Origin of the sequence: Klebsiella sp. K-3 (assembly GCF_051207495.1) — a bacterium.
GTDB classification, from domain to species: Bacteria; Pseudomonadota; Gammaproteobacteria; order Enterobacterales; family Enterobacteriaceae; genus Klebsiella; species Klebsiella aerogenes.
In genome coordinates this window covers 385,057-398,312 of record NZ_JBPNXF010000003.1, presented here as the reverse complement: position 1 = coordinate 398,312, position 13,256 = coordinate 385,057, and the positions used below count along the sequence as shown (strand labels likewise).

The following is a 13,256-nucleotide window of genomic DNA, read 5'->3' as shown; positions in this document are numbered from 1 at the left end:
ACGTACCCGTAGCCTGGCTGAGCGCAGCGCGAGCCGGGGAAACCTTCCCGGATGGCGGCTACGCCTTATCCGGGCTACCCAACAACGCGAGCCGGGTAACCCGACGGTCTACCAGGAGGCCAGCCATAGCCTAAGGTGCATTCCCCAACTGCTGGTCCAGCCGGTGGTAACCGACTTCACCTCGCCTTGAGAAATGAACACCAGAGTTGGCGTCACCTGGATATCCCACTGCCGGGCCAGCTGGCCGCTCGGATCATTTACCGTCGGCAGCGCCATTTTCTTCCTGGTCAGCCACTTCTCCAGCGCGGCGTTATCGCCGGAACGCAGGGCTACCGTCAGCACATTGCCGCCATCGGCGGCAAGCGATGCCACCGACGGTGTGGTATAGCGACAGACTCCGCACCAGGTCGCCCAGACGTACAGCAGCAGCGGCTTTTGCTGGCTCATGGCGTTCAGATCCAGCGTTCTGCCGTCGAGTGTCTGCAGCGATGTGGCGCTGAAGTTTTGCGGTAGCGCGGGCTGGCGAAAATAATCCACCGCCAGGCTCACCGCCGCGCCAATCAGCAGCCATAACGCCAGCTCGCGCAGCCAGCGCCTGATTTTACTGGCCACGGGCTTTCGCCAGCTGTTCTTTCACCAGCCCCTCCAGATCTTCAGCAGGGATTGCGCCGGCCACCATCTGATCGCCGATGATGGTCGCCGGGGTGCCCTGAATATTCAGCACCTGCGACAAAATCAGGTTCATTTTCAGCGAATCCATGGTCTTGTCATCAATATTCACGCTATCGGTGGCGGTTTTCTTCTGCGCGGAGGCGATGCTGGCGTCATCGTGATAGCCTTTTTTCGCCATCAGCCGCTGATGCAGCGCCCAGAACTTATCGGGCTGTTGACGCCAGGTGGAGAGCGCGGCTTTAGCGGCATTCACCGAACTCTGCCCTTTAAACGGCAGCAGCTTAACGATGAGCTGGATGTCCGGATTATCATGGACGATTTTTTCCAGCATCGGATCAAACTGTTTGCAGTAAGGGCAGTTGTAATCGGTAAACGAGACGATCGTGAGCTTCGGCGCTTTCGCGCCGGTGCGCGGGCTATTCGGATCGTTAAACAGCAGCTGGGCTAACTGGTCATTACCGTTCGATTGTGGTTCTTCCGCCGGGGCGGCGAAGCTGAAGGCCGATACGCACAGCAGAAATAAGGCGGTGATAGCTCTCATTTTATTTTCCTTTAGCGGCGGACAGGGTGGCGAGAAGTTGTTCGCGGTCTAACAGCGCAGGCAGAATCTGTCCCTGCGGCAATCCCGGTCCGTAAATCTGGTTAAACGGCACCGCGGCGCTGCCGCGAGCGGTTAAAAACTGACTAATGTCGGCGGAGGGGCGGCTCCAGTCGCCACGTAAGGCGACCAAGTCTGGTTCTGATAGCGCCTGCTGGACGTCGTCGCGCAGCAGCACGTTGTATTTATTGGCTTTACAGGTCACGCACCAGTCGGCGGTGACATCAATAAATACCCGTTTATGCTCCGCCAGGGCGTTAGCGATAGCCTGCTCGCTGAGCGGCTGCCAGTTAACCCGGTCGCGACGCGGGCCCTGGCCGTCCTGTTGTGCGACAAAGGCGACGGCGCCCGCTACCACGATGGCCAGAGCGCCCGCGCGCAGCGCCGTACGCCAGCGGTAGCGCCAGGCGGTGGCCAGGAGCAGGACGATGGCCAGAATCACCAGCAGGGTAAGCACCGGCGTACGGCCGATGTGGATCGTCAACAGGCTGACCAGCCATAGCGCTGAGCCAAGCATCATCAACCCCAGCACCACCCGCAGATGATTCATCCAGCGGCCTGGACGTGGAAGTCGTTGCGCCAGACCCGGCCAGGCGACGATAAGCAGCCACGGCAGGCTCATGCCGATCCCCATGGCGAAGAAAATCCCCCACAACAGCGGCAGCGGCGCCACTAGCGCCACCGAAACGGCGGTACCGAGGAACGGTGCGGTACAGGGCGTCGCCAACAGGGTGGCGAAGGCGCCCTGCCAGAAATGGCCCATTAATCCGTTGCCGCCGCGGGTGGCGAGGAAGGTACTGGCGCTGGAGGATAGACGGATTTCGAACAGCCCTAATAAACTGGCGCTGAACAGCACCATCACCAGCGCCATCGCGCCGATAAACCACGGGTTCTGGAACTGGATCCCCCAGCCGAGCGCCTGATTGCCTAAGCGTAGCGCGGTCATCATCAGCGCCAGCGCCAGGAAGGAGACGACGATCCCGCATACCGAGGCGAGGAACTGCCGCCGCACCGCGCCGCGTTCGCGACGTTCGGTTTGCACCAGCGAGCCGAGTTTCATCGCCAGCACCGGCAGCACGCACGGCATTACATTGAGGATTAGCCCGCCGGCCAGCGCCATCAGCAGCACCCAGCCTAACGCCAGCCCCGGCGCGGCGCTGCCGGCGGCGATGGCGATTTGGCTTTCCTGCGCCTGACCGCTATCGGCCAGCACCAGCGACAGCGTTTTGCCGCTCAGATCCGGCGCCGCTTCACCCCAGCTATCGGTGACCGGTACGGTGGCGGTCAACGTATCGCCGCGGCTGGTAAAACTCGGCTTGCCGAAATCGACATCCTCCATGCTGTCAATAAACAGCGCTGGCTGCTGCCAGCCGGCATCGCGGCGGGCGGTTACCGTCAGCTTACCGCTGACGTAACTGGCGCTAAGCGCCGAGGTGAGACCGTCGCGCAGGGGCAGCGTGCCCATCGCGCGGGTGAAATCGTAATTAAATTGCTCCCCCGCCGGAGCCGTCATATCCAGCGAAAAGGGGTAGTCAGTGAGAATACAGACATTGCTGCAGGTAGAGAGCGTCAGTACGCCGCTAAGCGTCGGCGGTATTTTGCCGCGCAGGGTCATCGGGAAGCTAACGTCGCCGTGATACCCCTGAGTGGAAATACCCGCGACGTCGAAGCGTTGCGGCGTCGGCCAGCGCCAGTTCACCTCCAGCGGCGTGCGCCAGGTGATAGCCGGCGCGATGCCGCCTTCGCCCGGCGAACGCCAGTAGGTTTTCCAGCCCTTTTCCAGCGCTACGTCTAAAAGCAGACGGGTGTCGCCATTGCTTTCGCTTTGCGCCCGCAGGCGCACGCTGGCGTGTTGATTGTCGGCGACGCGCAGCCAGCCGCTATCGGCGGCCTGACTGACGGGCAGCCATAGCCAAAGCAGGCAGACCAGCAGTCGCCTGAATACCATAAACATAAATTTTCTCCGTAAGTAATAAATTAACCTGAGCTGTCAGGAGAATTAATCACTCACGGAAGACGCATAATCGTAGATGCACCCGCAATCGGGGAGGAGAAATGACGCGGGGAGGCCAGATTCGCTCGATGCGCGGCGGGATGGCCGCCAACACCGCCAGCAGCAGAGCGATCGCTAATAGCGCCCCTTCAAACAGCACCGGCGGAACGGCCATCAGCGACTTGGCGCTGAGTTCGCAGGGGGAAACCGGCGCCTCGGCATTATCTGGGCCAGGTTGGGCGGATTGGCTGGCGGCCGTGACGTTCATCACCAACGCATGCATCCCCGCCATTCTCTGGGCGGTACAGATCAGCACCACCAGGCAGGCAAGGAGTACAAGAAGAATGGCTTTGCGTTGTCGCTTAATCATGGTCGCCTCAAATATTCACGAGGCCTATCTTATCGGGCGAACGCGTTTTAGCAATGGTAAAGCTGTAAAGAAGTGTCTGGCGGATAAGTGATTTGCCCCCTCCCGGCCGGGAGAGGGCGGTTAATTACAGATTCTCGCCGTTGCTGGCGATGACTTCTTTGTACCAGTTAAAGCTCTTCTTGCGCGAGCGGGACATATCGCCGGTGCCGTCGTCGTGTTTATTGACGTAGATGAAGCCGTAGCGTTTGCTGTACTGGCCGGTGGTGAAGGAGACGCAGTCGATGCAGCCCCATGGGGTATATCCCATCAGATCAACGCCGTCATAAGTGACCGCTTTAATCATCTCTTCGACGTGGGCGCGCAGATAATCGATGCGGTAGTCATCGTTGATGCTGCCGTCGGCTTCTACTTTGTCGTAGGCGCCAAAGCCGTTTTCCACGATAAACAGCGGCTTCTGGTAGCGCTCATACAGTTCGCACAGGGCGTAGCGCAGGCCAACCGGGTCAATCTGCCAGCCCCAGTCGGAGGCTTTAACGTGCGGGTTCGGCACGCTACCTTCGAAGCCGGAAATGGCATCGCCGGTGCCGCCTTCGGCTTTCACCGCGTTGGTCATGTAGTAGCTGAAGCCGAGATAGGCGCAGGTGCCTTCACGCAGGATCTGCGCGTCGCCGTCTTCCATCTTGATGTTGAAGCCGCGGCGTTCCCATTCATTCAACACATAGCTCGGGTAGTAACCGCGCAGCTGGACATCGGTAAAGACATAGCGTTCGCGCATCGACTCCTGGGCAAACATGACATCTTCCGGTTTGCAGGAGTAAGGGTAGAGGGCGACCATTGCCAGCATGCAGCCGACCTGCATTTCCGGGTTGATGCGCCGCGCCGCTTTCACCGCCAGCGCGCTGGCGACGAACTGGTGATGCAGCACCTGGTACATGGTCTCTTCCGGGTTTTCATGCTCGGTATAGACCACGCCGGAACAGCAGTAGCCGAACAGCGGCGCGCGCCAGTTACGCTGGTTATTGATCTCGTTAAAGGTCATCCAGTATTTCACTTTGTGCTTATAGCGCTCAAAGACGACTTCGGCGAAGCGCACAAAGAAATCGACCACTTTACGGTTGATCCAACCGCCATAATGCTGGACCAGATGCAGCGGCATTTCAAAGTGGGAAAGGGTGATCACCGGCTCGATGTTGTACTTCAGCAGTTCATCAAACATGTCATCGTAGAATTTCAACCCTTCTTCATTCGGCTGAGTTTCGTCGCCCTGCGGGAAGATGCGGGTCCAGGCAATAGAGGTGCGGAAGCATTTGAAACCCATCTCGGCGAACAGTTTGATGTCTTCTTTGTAGTGGCCGTAAAAATCAACCGCTTCATGATTAGGGTAATATTTACCTGCCTCGATCTGTTGGGTGATTTCGCGCGGCACGCCGTGCGCCCCGCCGGTTAAAACGTCGCAGATGCTGGGGCCTTTGCCGCCTTTATTCCAGCCGCCTTCAACCTGATGCGCGGCGACAGCGCCGCCCCACAAAAAGTCTTTTGGAAGAGTCAATTTTTTCATCTTTGCTAATCTCTATGAATAACTATTGCGATTGAGTCTAGCAAAGCGAAATTGAATGTCACGATATAACAAATTCCGCTAAAGGTAATATGTTACATCGGAAAAACAGGCTGTTATTTTTAGCCGATTTTGCGCGCTAATTTACGCCCCAGGGTTTCGAGAATATATATCACCGGGATCTGCGTTGTAATATCGTAAACGCCCCCGATGCGCGTTTGCGGCACGTGCCAGGAGAGATTGAAATCAGCCAGTTTTGCCAGCCGCGAATGCTCATGGCTGGTAATCGACATCACCTTGCAGTGATGCAGACTGAACTGGCTGGCAAAGCGAAGAATCTCTTCGGTTTCGCCGGAGACGGAAAGCACAATCGCCAGCGCGTTGCGGGCCATGTCATTGGTGACCGGGAAATAAGGATCGTCAATATGGTTGCTGAATTTCCCGACGTTGGAAAAGAAGCGAGCGCCATATTTCGCCAGTGCGCCAGAGGTACCGGCGCCGACGAAAATAATACGTTCGGAGGAGAGAATAATATCGACGGCCTGTTCGAGCAATTGATCGAACTCGTCATTATTGACGCTTTTAAAAAAGCTCATTATTTCGCTGGCGCCGATATTTGCCTGTTGAGGCTCATTCTGCTCAAGATATAATTTAAAACGTACGCGAAATTCAGAGTAGCCCTCGCACTGCAGTTTGCGGCAGAAGCGCAACACGGTGGTGGTGGAGACCCCGGCGGCCTCGGCCAGTTCGCGAATAGTCATGTACATCACTTTGTCACGATTCTTAATGACGTAGTGGTAGACCATCATCTCAAGATTATTGAGACTAGCGACAGCGGCGTGGGAGAACATACTCACAGTGGCGAACTCACAATTCATAAAGACCAGGACGGAATTATATCATGCAGGCTAATGACATTACCTTTTTTCAGCGTTTTCAGGACGACATCCTCGCCGGGCGCAAAACGATCACCATTCGCGATGCGGCGGAGTCGCACTTTAAGCCCGGTGACGTGCTGCGCGTCGGACGCTATGAAGATGACGGCTACTTCTGCACTATCGCCGTTACCGCGACCTCGACGGTGACCCTCGACACGCTAACTGAACAGCATGCTCAACAGGAGAATATGACCCTCGAACAACTGCGGCAGGTCATCAATGAAATCTATCCTGCGGAAGATCGGTTTTATGTTATTGAATTCAAACGTCTTTAAATAAAACCAGCACAACTGTTAGTTGAAATATTGTTGTAACACTATGATTTTAATGTGTTTACAAATATACATCGTTTTATTTTAGCTAACAGGTGTTCACTGGAATCATTCTCAGTTAACCTAAGTGGGCAATGAAAGCGTTCTTGTTTTCACGGAGTCAAAATATGGTTCGCAAACCATTAATCACTCAGGGATATTCTCTGGCAGAGGAAGTTGCCAACAGCATCAGTCACGGGATCGGGCTGGTGTTCGGTATTGTCGGCCTTGTGTTGCTGCTGGTGCAGGCGGTAGACACGAACGCCAGCGCGACGGCGATCACCAGCTACAGCCTGTACGGCGGCAGTATGATTATGCTGTTCCTCGCTTCCACGCTCTATCACGCTATCCCGCATCAGCGGGCGAAACAGTGGCTGAAGAAATTCGACCACTGCGCCATCTACTTGCTGATTGCCGGAACCTACACGCCATTTTTGCTGGTGGGATTGAATTCGCCGCTGGCAAAGGGGTTGATGATTGTCATCTGGAGCCTGGCGCTACTGGGGATCCTGTTTAAGCTGACTATCGCGCACCGCTTTAAAATTTTGTCGCTGGTGACCTATCTGACGATGGGCTGGCTGTCGCTTATCGTAGTCTATCAACTGGCGGTGAAGCTGGCGGTGGGCGGCGTAACGTTGCTGGCGGTTGGCGGGGTGGTGTACTCGCTGGGGGTCATCTTCTACGTCTGTAAACGTATTCCTTATAACCACGCTATCTGGCACGGTTTCGTGCTCGGCGGCAGCGTGTGTCATTTCCTGGCGATTTATCTTTACGTCGGCCAGTCCTGATCAAACTTCCACGGTGGCGCTGCGCTTACCGTGGCTACAATATTCTGCGGCCTGGTAGCCCGGCTGAGGCGCAAGCGCCGCAAGCCGGGAACTGTTCCTTAATCTTCTTCCAGCGAATACGGCAATGGCTTGATGCTCAGGCTGCCGGCATCGTCACGCACGCGGAACACGCTGTCCGGTTCCATATCGTTATTCATCACTACCTGGACCATCAGGCTTCCGTCATCCAACTGTACGGCTGCCAGCACCGTACCGGTGCGGCGCCAGTTGTCGCCCATTTTCAGCTCCAGATCTTCCCCGGCTTCCGGCACCCGGCTGGCGGTACCCGCCAGCGTCCACAACGCGCGTTTATTGGCGCCGCGGAATTTCGCCCGGGCGACCATTTCCTGGCCGGTGTAGCAGCCTTTCTTGAAGCTGATACCGCCCAACGCCTGCAGGTTGGTCGCCTGCGGAATGAACTGCGCGCTGTTTACGCTGTCGATAACCGGCAGACCGGCCTCGATGTTCAGCGCCAGCCACTGCTGACTGTTGTTAAGTTGCGCTTCGCCGCGCAGCGCGTCCGTCACCCGGTTGGCGGTGTCGGCATCGGTCACCAGCAGGAAGCGTTCGGCAGGGTGTTCAAACCACAGCAGGCTGGTCACGCCTTCGGTGACCACCGGTTTACCGGCATCCGGCAGCGCGGCGAACAGCGGCGCCAGCGCGGCGCGCGCCTGGAAACCGGCAACGCCCAGCAGGACCAGATCGTCGTTTGCGGCGATGGTGACTTTGGAGAAGACGGCATATTTTTTCAGTTCGGTCAGCTGCGCTTCGCGCAGGCTGCGGCGCTCAATCCACGCGAAACCACCGTCGCGGTGGAAGACGCGCAGGTTGCTCCACATTTTGCCTTTGGCATCACAGTGCGCGGCAAGCAGATGCCGATCGGCGTTTAAATGGCTGACATCGGCGGTGATCTGCCCCTGCAGATACTTCTCGCCATCCGGACCGGTAATCGTCGCCAGCGCCCAATCATCCAGCGTCATCAGCGTTAACGGCAGACGAGCGGAAGAAGAAGGCTGACGCGGAGGAAAAGGTGTAAAAGCCATAGTCATATCCTGAATAGCTTAACGCAGAGTGAATGACTAATGGTAAAAGAGCTATGGTGCAATGCAAGCGCTTTCGGCAAGCCATTTGTGCCCTCCGGATGCGGTGAATAGCCAACCGGATGTTGGGCTTTTATGGAATGCTGCTCGCACAAGGCGATATTACTGTAAAGTAAGTGCCTAAAAAGGGTTAAACTAAGCTATATCTTGATGCTGGAAGGACAACATGGACATTAACAACAAAGCTCGCATCCACTGGGCATGCCGCCGCGGTATGCGCGAACTCGATATCTCCATCATGCCGTTTTTCGAGTATGAGTACGACACGCTCAGCGATGACGATAAGCGTCTGTTCATCCGTTTGCTGGAGAACGATGATCCGGATCTGTTTAACTGGCTGATGAATCACGGTAAGCCGGCAGATGCACAATTACAACGGATGATTAATTTAATCCAGACTCGGAATCGGGAACGTGGTCCTGTGGCAATCTGATTTACGTATTTCCTGGCGTTCGCAGTGGTTCTCGCTGCTGCTGCACGGGGTGGTGGCGGCGATAGTGCTGCTCATGCCCTGGCCGTTAAGCTACACCCCGATTTGGCTCCTGTTGCTATCGCTGGTGGTGTTTGACTGCGTGCGCAGCCAGCGGCGGATCCACGCCTGTCAGGGAGAAATTAAGCTGTTGATCGATTCCCGTTTACGGTGGCAAAAAACGGAATGGGATATCGTCGGGACGCCATGGGTTATCAGCAGCGGGATGCTGCTGCGCCTGAAGCATGCGGAAACCGGCCGTAGCCAGCATTTGTGGGTGGCGGCGGATAGCATGGATGCGGGGGAATGGCGGGATTTGCGCCGGCTGGTGCTGCAAAAGCCGGCGCACGACTAACTCAGGATCAGGCGAAGTGCTCCGCCATTTCGCCGAGGATCTGCTCGCACCAGTTCTGGATGCGCTCATCGCTCAGGTCGTATTGATTGGTTTCATCCAGCGCCAGGCCGACGAACAATTGGCCATCGGCGATAACCGGTTTCGGGCTGGTGAACTCATAGCCCTCGGTTGGCCAGTAGCCGACAAACTTCACGCCTTTGGTCGCCAGCTTATCGTGCAGCATCCCCAGTGCGTCAAGGAACCATTCGCCGTAACCAAGCTGATCGCCCATGCCGTACAGCGCGACGATTTTGCCATTCAGATCTAAGGCGTCGAGCTGTTCCCAGACCGCTTCCCAGTCTTCCTGAATTTCGCCGAAATCCCAGGTCGGGATGCCGAGGATCAGCACATCGTACTGGCTCATCAGCGCGGGGGAGTCATCTTTCAGATTATGCAGCGTCACCAGCTCGGGGCCGATGATATCGCGGATTTTTTCCGCGGCCATTTCGGTGTAGCAGGTACTGGAGCCGTAAAAAAGACCTATATTCATCGCGTAAACGTCTCAATTCTTGCCGTGAATTGCGCCCAGTGTACCAGAAAGGCGGCCTCTTAAGGCATAATGAGGGCGTATAACGAACAAAGAGGCCGATGTGAAACAGGATCTGGCACAAATTGAACAGTTTCTCGATGCCCTTTGGCTGGAGCGTAATCTGGCGGAGAACACGCTCAGCGCCTATCGTCGCGATTTGACGATGTTAGTGGAGTGGCTGCATCATCGCGGGCTGTCGCTGGCGAGCGTCGGCAGCGACGATCTGCAGGCGCTGCTGGCCGAGCGGCAAACCGGCGGCTACAAAGCGACCAGTACCGCGCGGCTGCTTAGCGCCGTGCGCCGCTTCTTCCAGCATTTGTACCGGGAGAAAGTCCGCCCGGACGATCCCAGCGCGCTGCTGGCTTCGCCGAAGCTGCCGCAGCGGCTGCCGAAAGATCTCAGCGAGGCGCAGGTTGAGCGTCTGCTGCAGGCGCCGCTGGTGGAGCAGCCGCTGGAGTTGCGCGATAAGGCGATGCTGGAAGTGCTGTATGCCACCGGCCTGCGCGTCTCCGAACTGGTTGGCCTGACGATGAGCGATATCAGCCTGCGACAGGGCGTACTGCGGGTCATTGGTAAAGGCAACAAAGAGCGGCTGGTGCCGCTGGGCGAAGAGGCGGTGTCATGGGTAGAAAATTACCTTGAATACGGCCGCCCGTGGCTGCTGAACGGTGTGGCTTCGGACGTGCTTTTCCCCAGCCAGCGCGCGCAGCAGATGACGCGCCAGACCTTCTGGCACCGCATTAAACACTATGCCGTACTGGCGGGGATCGACAGCGCGAAGCTCTCCCCGCACGTCTTGCGTCATGCGTTCGCCACACATTTGCTCAATCACGGTGCCGATTTACGCGTGGTGCAGATGCTGTTAGGACACAGCGATCTCTCCACCACGCAGATCTACACCCACGTGGCGACCGAACGTTTACGACAACTTCATCAACAGCATCACCCGCGGGCGTGAGTGCTGAATAAAAGGACTGAGTATGAAAAAAGGTTTATTGATGTTCACCCTGCTGGCGGCTTCACTCTCCGGCGCGGCGCATGCCGATAGCGCGGCGATCAAACAGTCGCTGGCGAAACTGGGTGTGCAGAGCACCGATATTCAACCGTCGCCGGTTTCCGGGATGAGCACGGTGCTTACCGACAGCGGCGTGCTGTACGTCACTGACGATGGCAAACACATTATTCAGGGACCGATGTACGACGTCAGCGGCGCGCAGCCGGTTAACGTCACCAACCAGTTGCTGGTCGGTAAGCTGAACGCCTTAGCCAAAGAGATGATTGTCTATAAAGCGCCGAAGGAGCAGCATGTCATTACCGTCTTTACCGACATCACCTGCGGCTACTGCCATAAACTGCACGAGCAGATGAGCGACTATAACGCGCTGGGGATCACCGTGCGCTATCTGGCCTTCCCGCGCCAGGGGCTGCAAAGCCAGGCCGAGCAGGATATGAAAGCGATCTGGTGTGCGAAAGATCGCAATAAAGCGCTGGATGACGCCATGAACGGTAAGGGCGTACAGCCGGCGAGCTGCAATGTGGATATCGCTAAACACTACACGCTTGGCGTACAGATGGGCGTCAACGGTACCCCGGCGATGGTCCTCAGCAATGGTATGGTGCTACCAGGTTATCAGGGGCCGAAAGAGCTTAAAGCTTTCCTCGACGAGCATCAAAAACAGACAAGCGGTAACTGATTCGCGTGAAACAACAGATACAACTACGCCGCCGCGAGGCGGTTGACGGCGTCGACCTTCCCGCCGACCTGCCGCCGCTGCTGCAGCGGCTGTATGCCAGCCGCGGCGTGCGCAGCGCGCAGGAGCTGGAACGCGGCGTCAAAGGCATGTTGCCATGGACGCAGCTTACCGGCGTTGAAAAGGCCGTTGAGATGCTGCATGACGCTTTCCAGAAAGGGCTACATATTGTGGTGGTCGGCGATTTTGACGCCGATGGCGCCACCAGTACCGCCCTTAGCGTGCTGGCGCTACGCGCGCTGGGCTACGGCAACGTCTCCTATCTGGTGCCGAACCGTTTTGAAGACGGCTACGGCTTAAGCCCGGAAGTGGTCGATCAGGCGCACGCGCGCGGCGCGCAGATGATCATGACCGTCGATAACGGCATTTCATCACATGCCGGCGTCGATCACGCCCATGCGCTCGGCATCCCGGTGCTGGTGACCGATCACCATCTACCGGGCGATACGCTGCCGGCGGCGGAAGCTATCGTTAACCCTAACCTGCGCGATTGCGACTTCCCGTCAAAATCGCTGGCCGGGGTTGGGGTGGCGTTTTATCTGATGCTGGCGCTGCGTACTTTCCTGCGAGATAACGGCTGGTTCGAGGCCCGCGGTATCGCCGCGCCAAACCTTGCCGAGCTGCTGGATTTAGTGGCGCTGGGCACCGTTGCGGACGTCGTGCCGCTGGATGCCAACAACCGCATCCTGACCTGGCAGGGGTTAAGCCGCATTCGCGCCGGGAAATGTCGGCCAGGGATTAAAGCGCTGCTGGAAATTTCCAACCGCGATCCGCAAAAGCTTGCCGCCAGCGACCTTGGTTTCGCCCTCGGGCCGCGCCTGAACGCTGCGGGGAGACTGGATGATATGTCCGTCGGCGTCGCGCTGCTGCTGTGCGATAACATCGGCGAGGCGCGAGTGCTGGCCAACGAGCTCGATGCGCTCAATCAAACGCGTAAAGAGATTGAGCAGGGGATGCAGGCCGAAGCGCTGACTCTGTGTCAGAAACTGGAACGTAGTAGCGAGACCCTGCCCGGCGGGCTGGCGATGTACCATCCGCAATGGCATCAGGGGGTGGTCGGCATCCTGGCATCACGGATTAAAGAGCGCTTCCATCGCCCGGTTATCGCTTTTGCGCCTACCGGCGACGGCACGCTCAAAGGTTCTGGCCGCTCTATTCAGGGGCTGCACATGCGCGATGCGCTGGAGCGCCTTGATACGCTTTATCCTGGGTTAATCCTGAAGTTTGGCGGCCACGCGATGGCGGCGGGCTTATCGCTGGAAGAGGCGCGTTTTGAGGAGTTTCAACAGCGCTTCGGCGAGCTGGTGACCGAGTGGCTGGATCCCGCATTATTGCAGGGCGAGGTGGTTTCCGATGGCCCGCTGGCGGCCGCGGAGATGAGCATGGAAGTGGCGCAGATGCTGCGCGATGCCGGGCCATGGGGGCAGATGTTCCCGGAACCGCTGTTTGATGGCCGTTTCCGCCTGCTGCAGCAGCGGCTGGTGGGCGAGCGTCACCTGAAAGTGATGGTCGAACCGGTTGACGGCGGGCCGCTGCTGGACGGTATTGCCTTCAACATCGATACTTCCATTTGGCCGGATAACGGCGTGCGTGAAGTACAGTTAGCCTACAAGCTCGACATCAACGAGTTCCGCGGCAACCGTAGCCTGCAGCTGATCATCGATCACCTCTGGCCAAATTGACAACAGTGTATTAATAAGGGCGCGAATCCGGTAGAATTCCGCTCTTATCACCGCATTTTGACAAATC

The 13,256-nt window shown here is 57.5% G+C and carries 15 protein-coding genes; 7 read left to right on the top strand and 8 right to left on the bottom strand.

Features of this window, described 5'->3' with window-relative positions:
* Positions 1 to 108: 108 nt before the first annotated feature.
* The 6 genes from ACSEMK_RS06945 to ACSEMK_RS06920 form a co-directional block, all read right to left on the bottom strand.
* Positions 109 to 612, bottom strand: a complete 504-nt coding sequence (locus ACSEMK_RS06945; RefSeq protein WP_308959108.1) for a protein disulfide oxidoreductase — start codon at positions 610 to 612, stop codon at positions 109 to 111.
* The gene (locus tag ACSEMK_RS06940; protein WP_430914689.1) at positions 602 to 1,213 is read right to left on the bottom strand and encodes a DsbA family protein; all 612 of its coding nucleotides are present in this window, start codon (positions 1,211 to 1,213) and stop codon (positions 602 to 604) included. The genes ACSEMK_RS06945 and ACSEMK_RS06940 overlap by 11 nt, the downstream gene beginning before the upstream one ends.
* A 1-nt stretch (position 1,214) precedes the next feature.
* Entirely contained in the window at positions 1,215 to 3,224 is a 2,010-nt protein-coding gene (locus ACSEMK_RS06935) for a protein-disulfide reductase DsbD family protein (RefSeq protein WP_430914688.1), read from the bottom strand.
* Positions 3,225 to 3,273: 49 nt separating this feature from the next.
* Positions 3,274 to 3,633: a copper resistance protein gene (locus tag ACSEMK_RS06930; RefSeq protein ID WP_430914687.1), complete on the bottom strand. Its 360-nt coding sequence runs from the start codon at positions 3,631 to 3,633 to the stop codon at positions 3,274 to 3,276.
* A gap of 124 nt (positions 3,634 to 3,757) precedes the next feature.
* On the bottom strand, positions 3,758 to 5,191 hold the full coding sequence (bglA, locus tag ACSEMK_RS06925; RefSeq protein ID WP_435336330.1) for a 6-phospho-beta-glucosidase BglA: 1,434 nt from the start codon (positions 5,189 to 5,191) through the stop codon (positions 3,758 to 3,760).
* Positions 5,192 to 5,310: 119 nt separating this feature from the next.
* Positions 5,311 to 6,039, bottom strand: a complete 729-nt coding sequence (locus ACSEMK_RS06920) for a MurR/RpiR family transcriptional regulator (protein WP_087859751.1) — start codon at positions 6,037 to 6,039, stop codon at positions 5,311 to 5,313.
* A gap of 50 nt (positions 6,040 to 6,089) precedes the next feature.
* On the opposite strand from ACSEMK_RS06920, the gene yqfB reads away from it, so the two are divergent.
* On the top strand, positions 6,090 to 6,401 hold the full coding sequence (yqfB, locus tag ACSEMK_RS06915) for a N(4)-acetylcytidine aminohydrolase (RefSeq protein ID WP_316424748.1): 312 nt from the start codon (positions 6,090 to 6,092) through the stop codon (positions 6,399 to 6,401).
* Between the two features lie 164 nt (positions 6,402 to 6,565).
* Complete coding sequence (gene trhA / locus ACSEMK_RS06910) at positions 6,566 to 7,225, top strand: PAQR family membrane homeostasis protein TrhA (RefSeq protein ID WP_008806429.1); 660 nt, start codon at positions 6,566 to 6,568, stop codon at positions 7,223 to 7,225.
* A 98-nt stretch (positions 7,226 to 7,323) separates the two neighbouring features.
* Here the strand turns inward: trhA and ygfZ are convergent, their stop codons facing one another.
* Entirely contained in the window at positions 7,324 to 8,307 is a 984-nt protein-coding gene (ygfZ, locus tag ACSEMK_RS06905) for a tRNA-modifying protein YgfZ (protein WP_316424749.1), read from the bottom strand.
* Between the two features lie 223 nt (positions 8,308 to 8,530).
* Here ygfZ and sdhE point away from each other — a divergent pair, with 223 nt between their 5' ends.
* Positions 8,531 to 8,797: an FAD assembly factor SdhE gene (gene sdhE, locus ACSEMK_RS06900; protein WP_015369791.1), complete on the top strand. Its 267-nt coding sequence runs from the start codon at positions 8,531 to 8,533 to the stop codon at positions 8,795 to 8,797.
* Positions 8,778 to 9,188: a protein YgfX gene (locus ACSEMK_RS06895; protein ID WP_015369792.1), complete on the top strand. Its 411-nt coding sequence runs from the start codon at positions 8,778 to 8,780 to the stop codon at positions 9,186 to 9,188. The genes sdhE and ACSEMK_RS06895 overlap by 20 nt, the downstream gene beginning before the upstream one ends.
* 7 nt (positions 9,189 to 9,195) lie before the next feature.
* Here ACSEMK_RS06895 and fldB read toward each other — a convergent pair whose 3' ends face one another.
* Positions 9,196 to 9,717 carry a flavodoxin FldB gene (gene fldB / locus ACSEMK_RS06890; protein ID WP_015369793.1) on the bottom strand — a complete coding sequence of 174 codons (522 nt, stop codon included), beginning with the start codon at positions 9,715 to 9,717 and terminating at the stop codon, positions 9,196 to 9,198.
* A gap of 100 nt (positions 9,718 to 9,817) precedes the next feature.
* Between fldB and xerD the strand changes: the two genes are divergently transcribed.
* The 3 genes from xerD to recJ are packed head-to-tail and all read left to right on the top strand — an operon-like array spanning position 9,818 to position 13,189.
* A complete protein-coding gene (gene xerD, locus ACSEMK_RS06885; RefSeq protein WP_015703420.1) occupies positions 9,818 to 10,714 on the top strand; it encodes a site-specific tyrosine recombinase XerD in 897 nt (298 codons plus the stop codon).
* Positions 10,715 to 10,736: 22 nt separating this feature from the next.
* Positions 10,737 to 11,450, top strand: coding sequence for a bifunctional protein-disulfide isomerase/oxidoreductase DsbC (gene dsbC / locus ACSEMK_RS06880; RefSeq protein WP_087859749.1), 714 nt, complete (start codon positions 10,737 to 10,739; stop codon positions 11,448 to 11,450).
* Between the two features lie 5 nt (positions 11,451 to 11,455).
* On the top strand, positions 11,456 to 13,189 hold the full coding sequence (gene recJ / locus ACSEMK_RS06875; RefSeq protein ID WP_087859748.1) for a single-stranded-DNA-specific exonuclease RecJ: 1,734 nt from the start codon (positions 11,456 to 11,458) through the stop codon (positions 13,187 to 13,189).
* Positions 13,190 to 13,256 lie beyond the last annotated feature (67 nt).

Excerpts from the sequence above, each read along its gene's own strand:
- dsbC (WP_087859749.1), top strand. The coding sequence starts at position 10,737 with ATGAAAAAAGGTTTATTGATGTTCACCCTGCTGGCGGCTTCACTCTCC.
- bglA (WP_435336330.1), bottom strand. The coding sequence starts at position 5,191 with ATGAAAAAATTGACTCTTCCAAAAGACTTTTTGTGGGGCGGCGCTGTC.
- fldB (WP_015369793.1), bottom strand. The coding sequence starts at position 9,717 with ATGAATATAGGTCTTTTTTACGGCTCCAGTACCTGCTACACCGAAATG.
- ACSEMK_RS06940 (WP_430914689.1), bottom strand. The coding sequence starts at position 1,213 with ATGAGAGCTATCACCGCCTTATTTCTGCTGTGCGTATCGGCCTTCAGC.
- trhA (WP_008806429.1), top strand. The coding sequence starts at position 6,566 with ATGGTTCGCAAACCATTAATCACTCAGGGATATTCTCTGGCAGAGGAA.
- ygfZ (WP_316424749.1), bottom strand. The coding sequence starts at position 8,307 with ATGGCTTTTACACCTTTTCCTCCGCGTCAGCCTTCTTCTTCCGCTCGT.
- sdhE (WP_015369791.1), top strand. The coding sequence starts at position 8,531 with ATGGACATTAACAACAAAGCTCGCATCCACTGGGCATGCCGCCGCGGT.
- ACSEMK_RS06935 (WP_430914688.1), bottom strand. The coding sequence starts at position 3,224 with ATGTTTATGGTATTCAGGCGACTGCTGGTCTGCCTGCTTTGGCTATGG.
- yqfB (WP_316424748.1), top strand. The coding sequence starts at position 6,090 with ATGCAGGCTAATGACATTACCTTTTTTCAGCGTTTTCAGGACGACATC.
- ACSEMK_RS06930 (WP_430914687.1), bottom strand. The coding sequence starts at position 3,633 with ATGATTAAGCGACAACGCAAAGCCATTCTTCTTGTACTCCTTGCCTGC.
- ACSEMK_RS06920 (WP_087859751.1), bottom strand. The coding sequence starts at position 6,039 with ATGTTCTCCCACGCCGCTGTCGCTAGTCTCAATAATCTTGAGATGATG.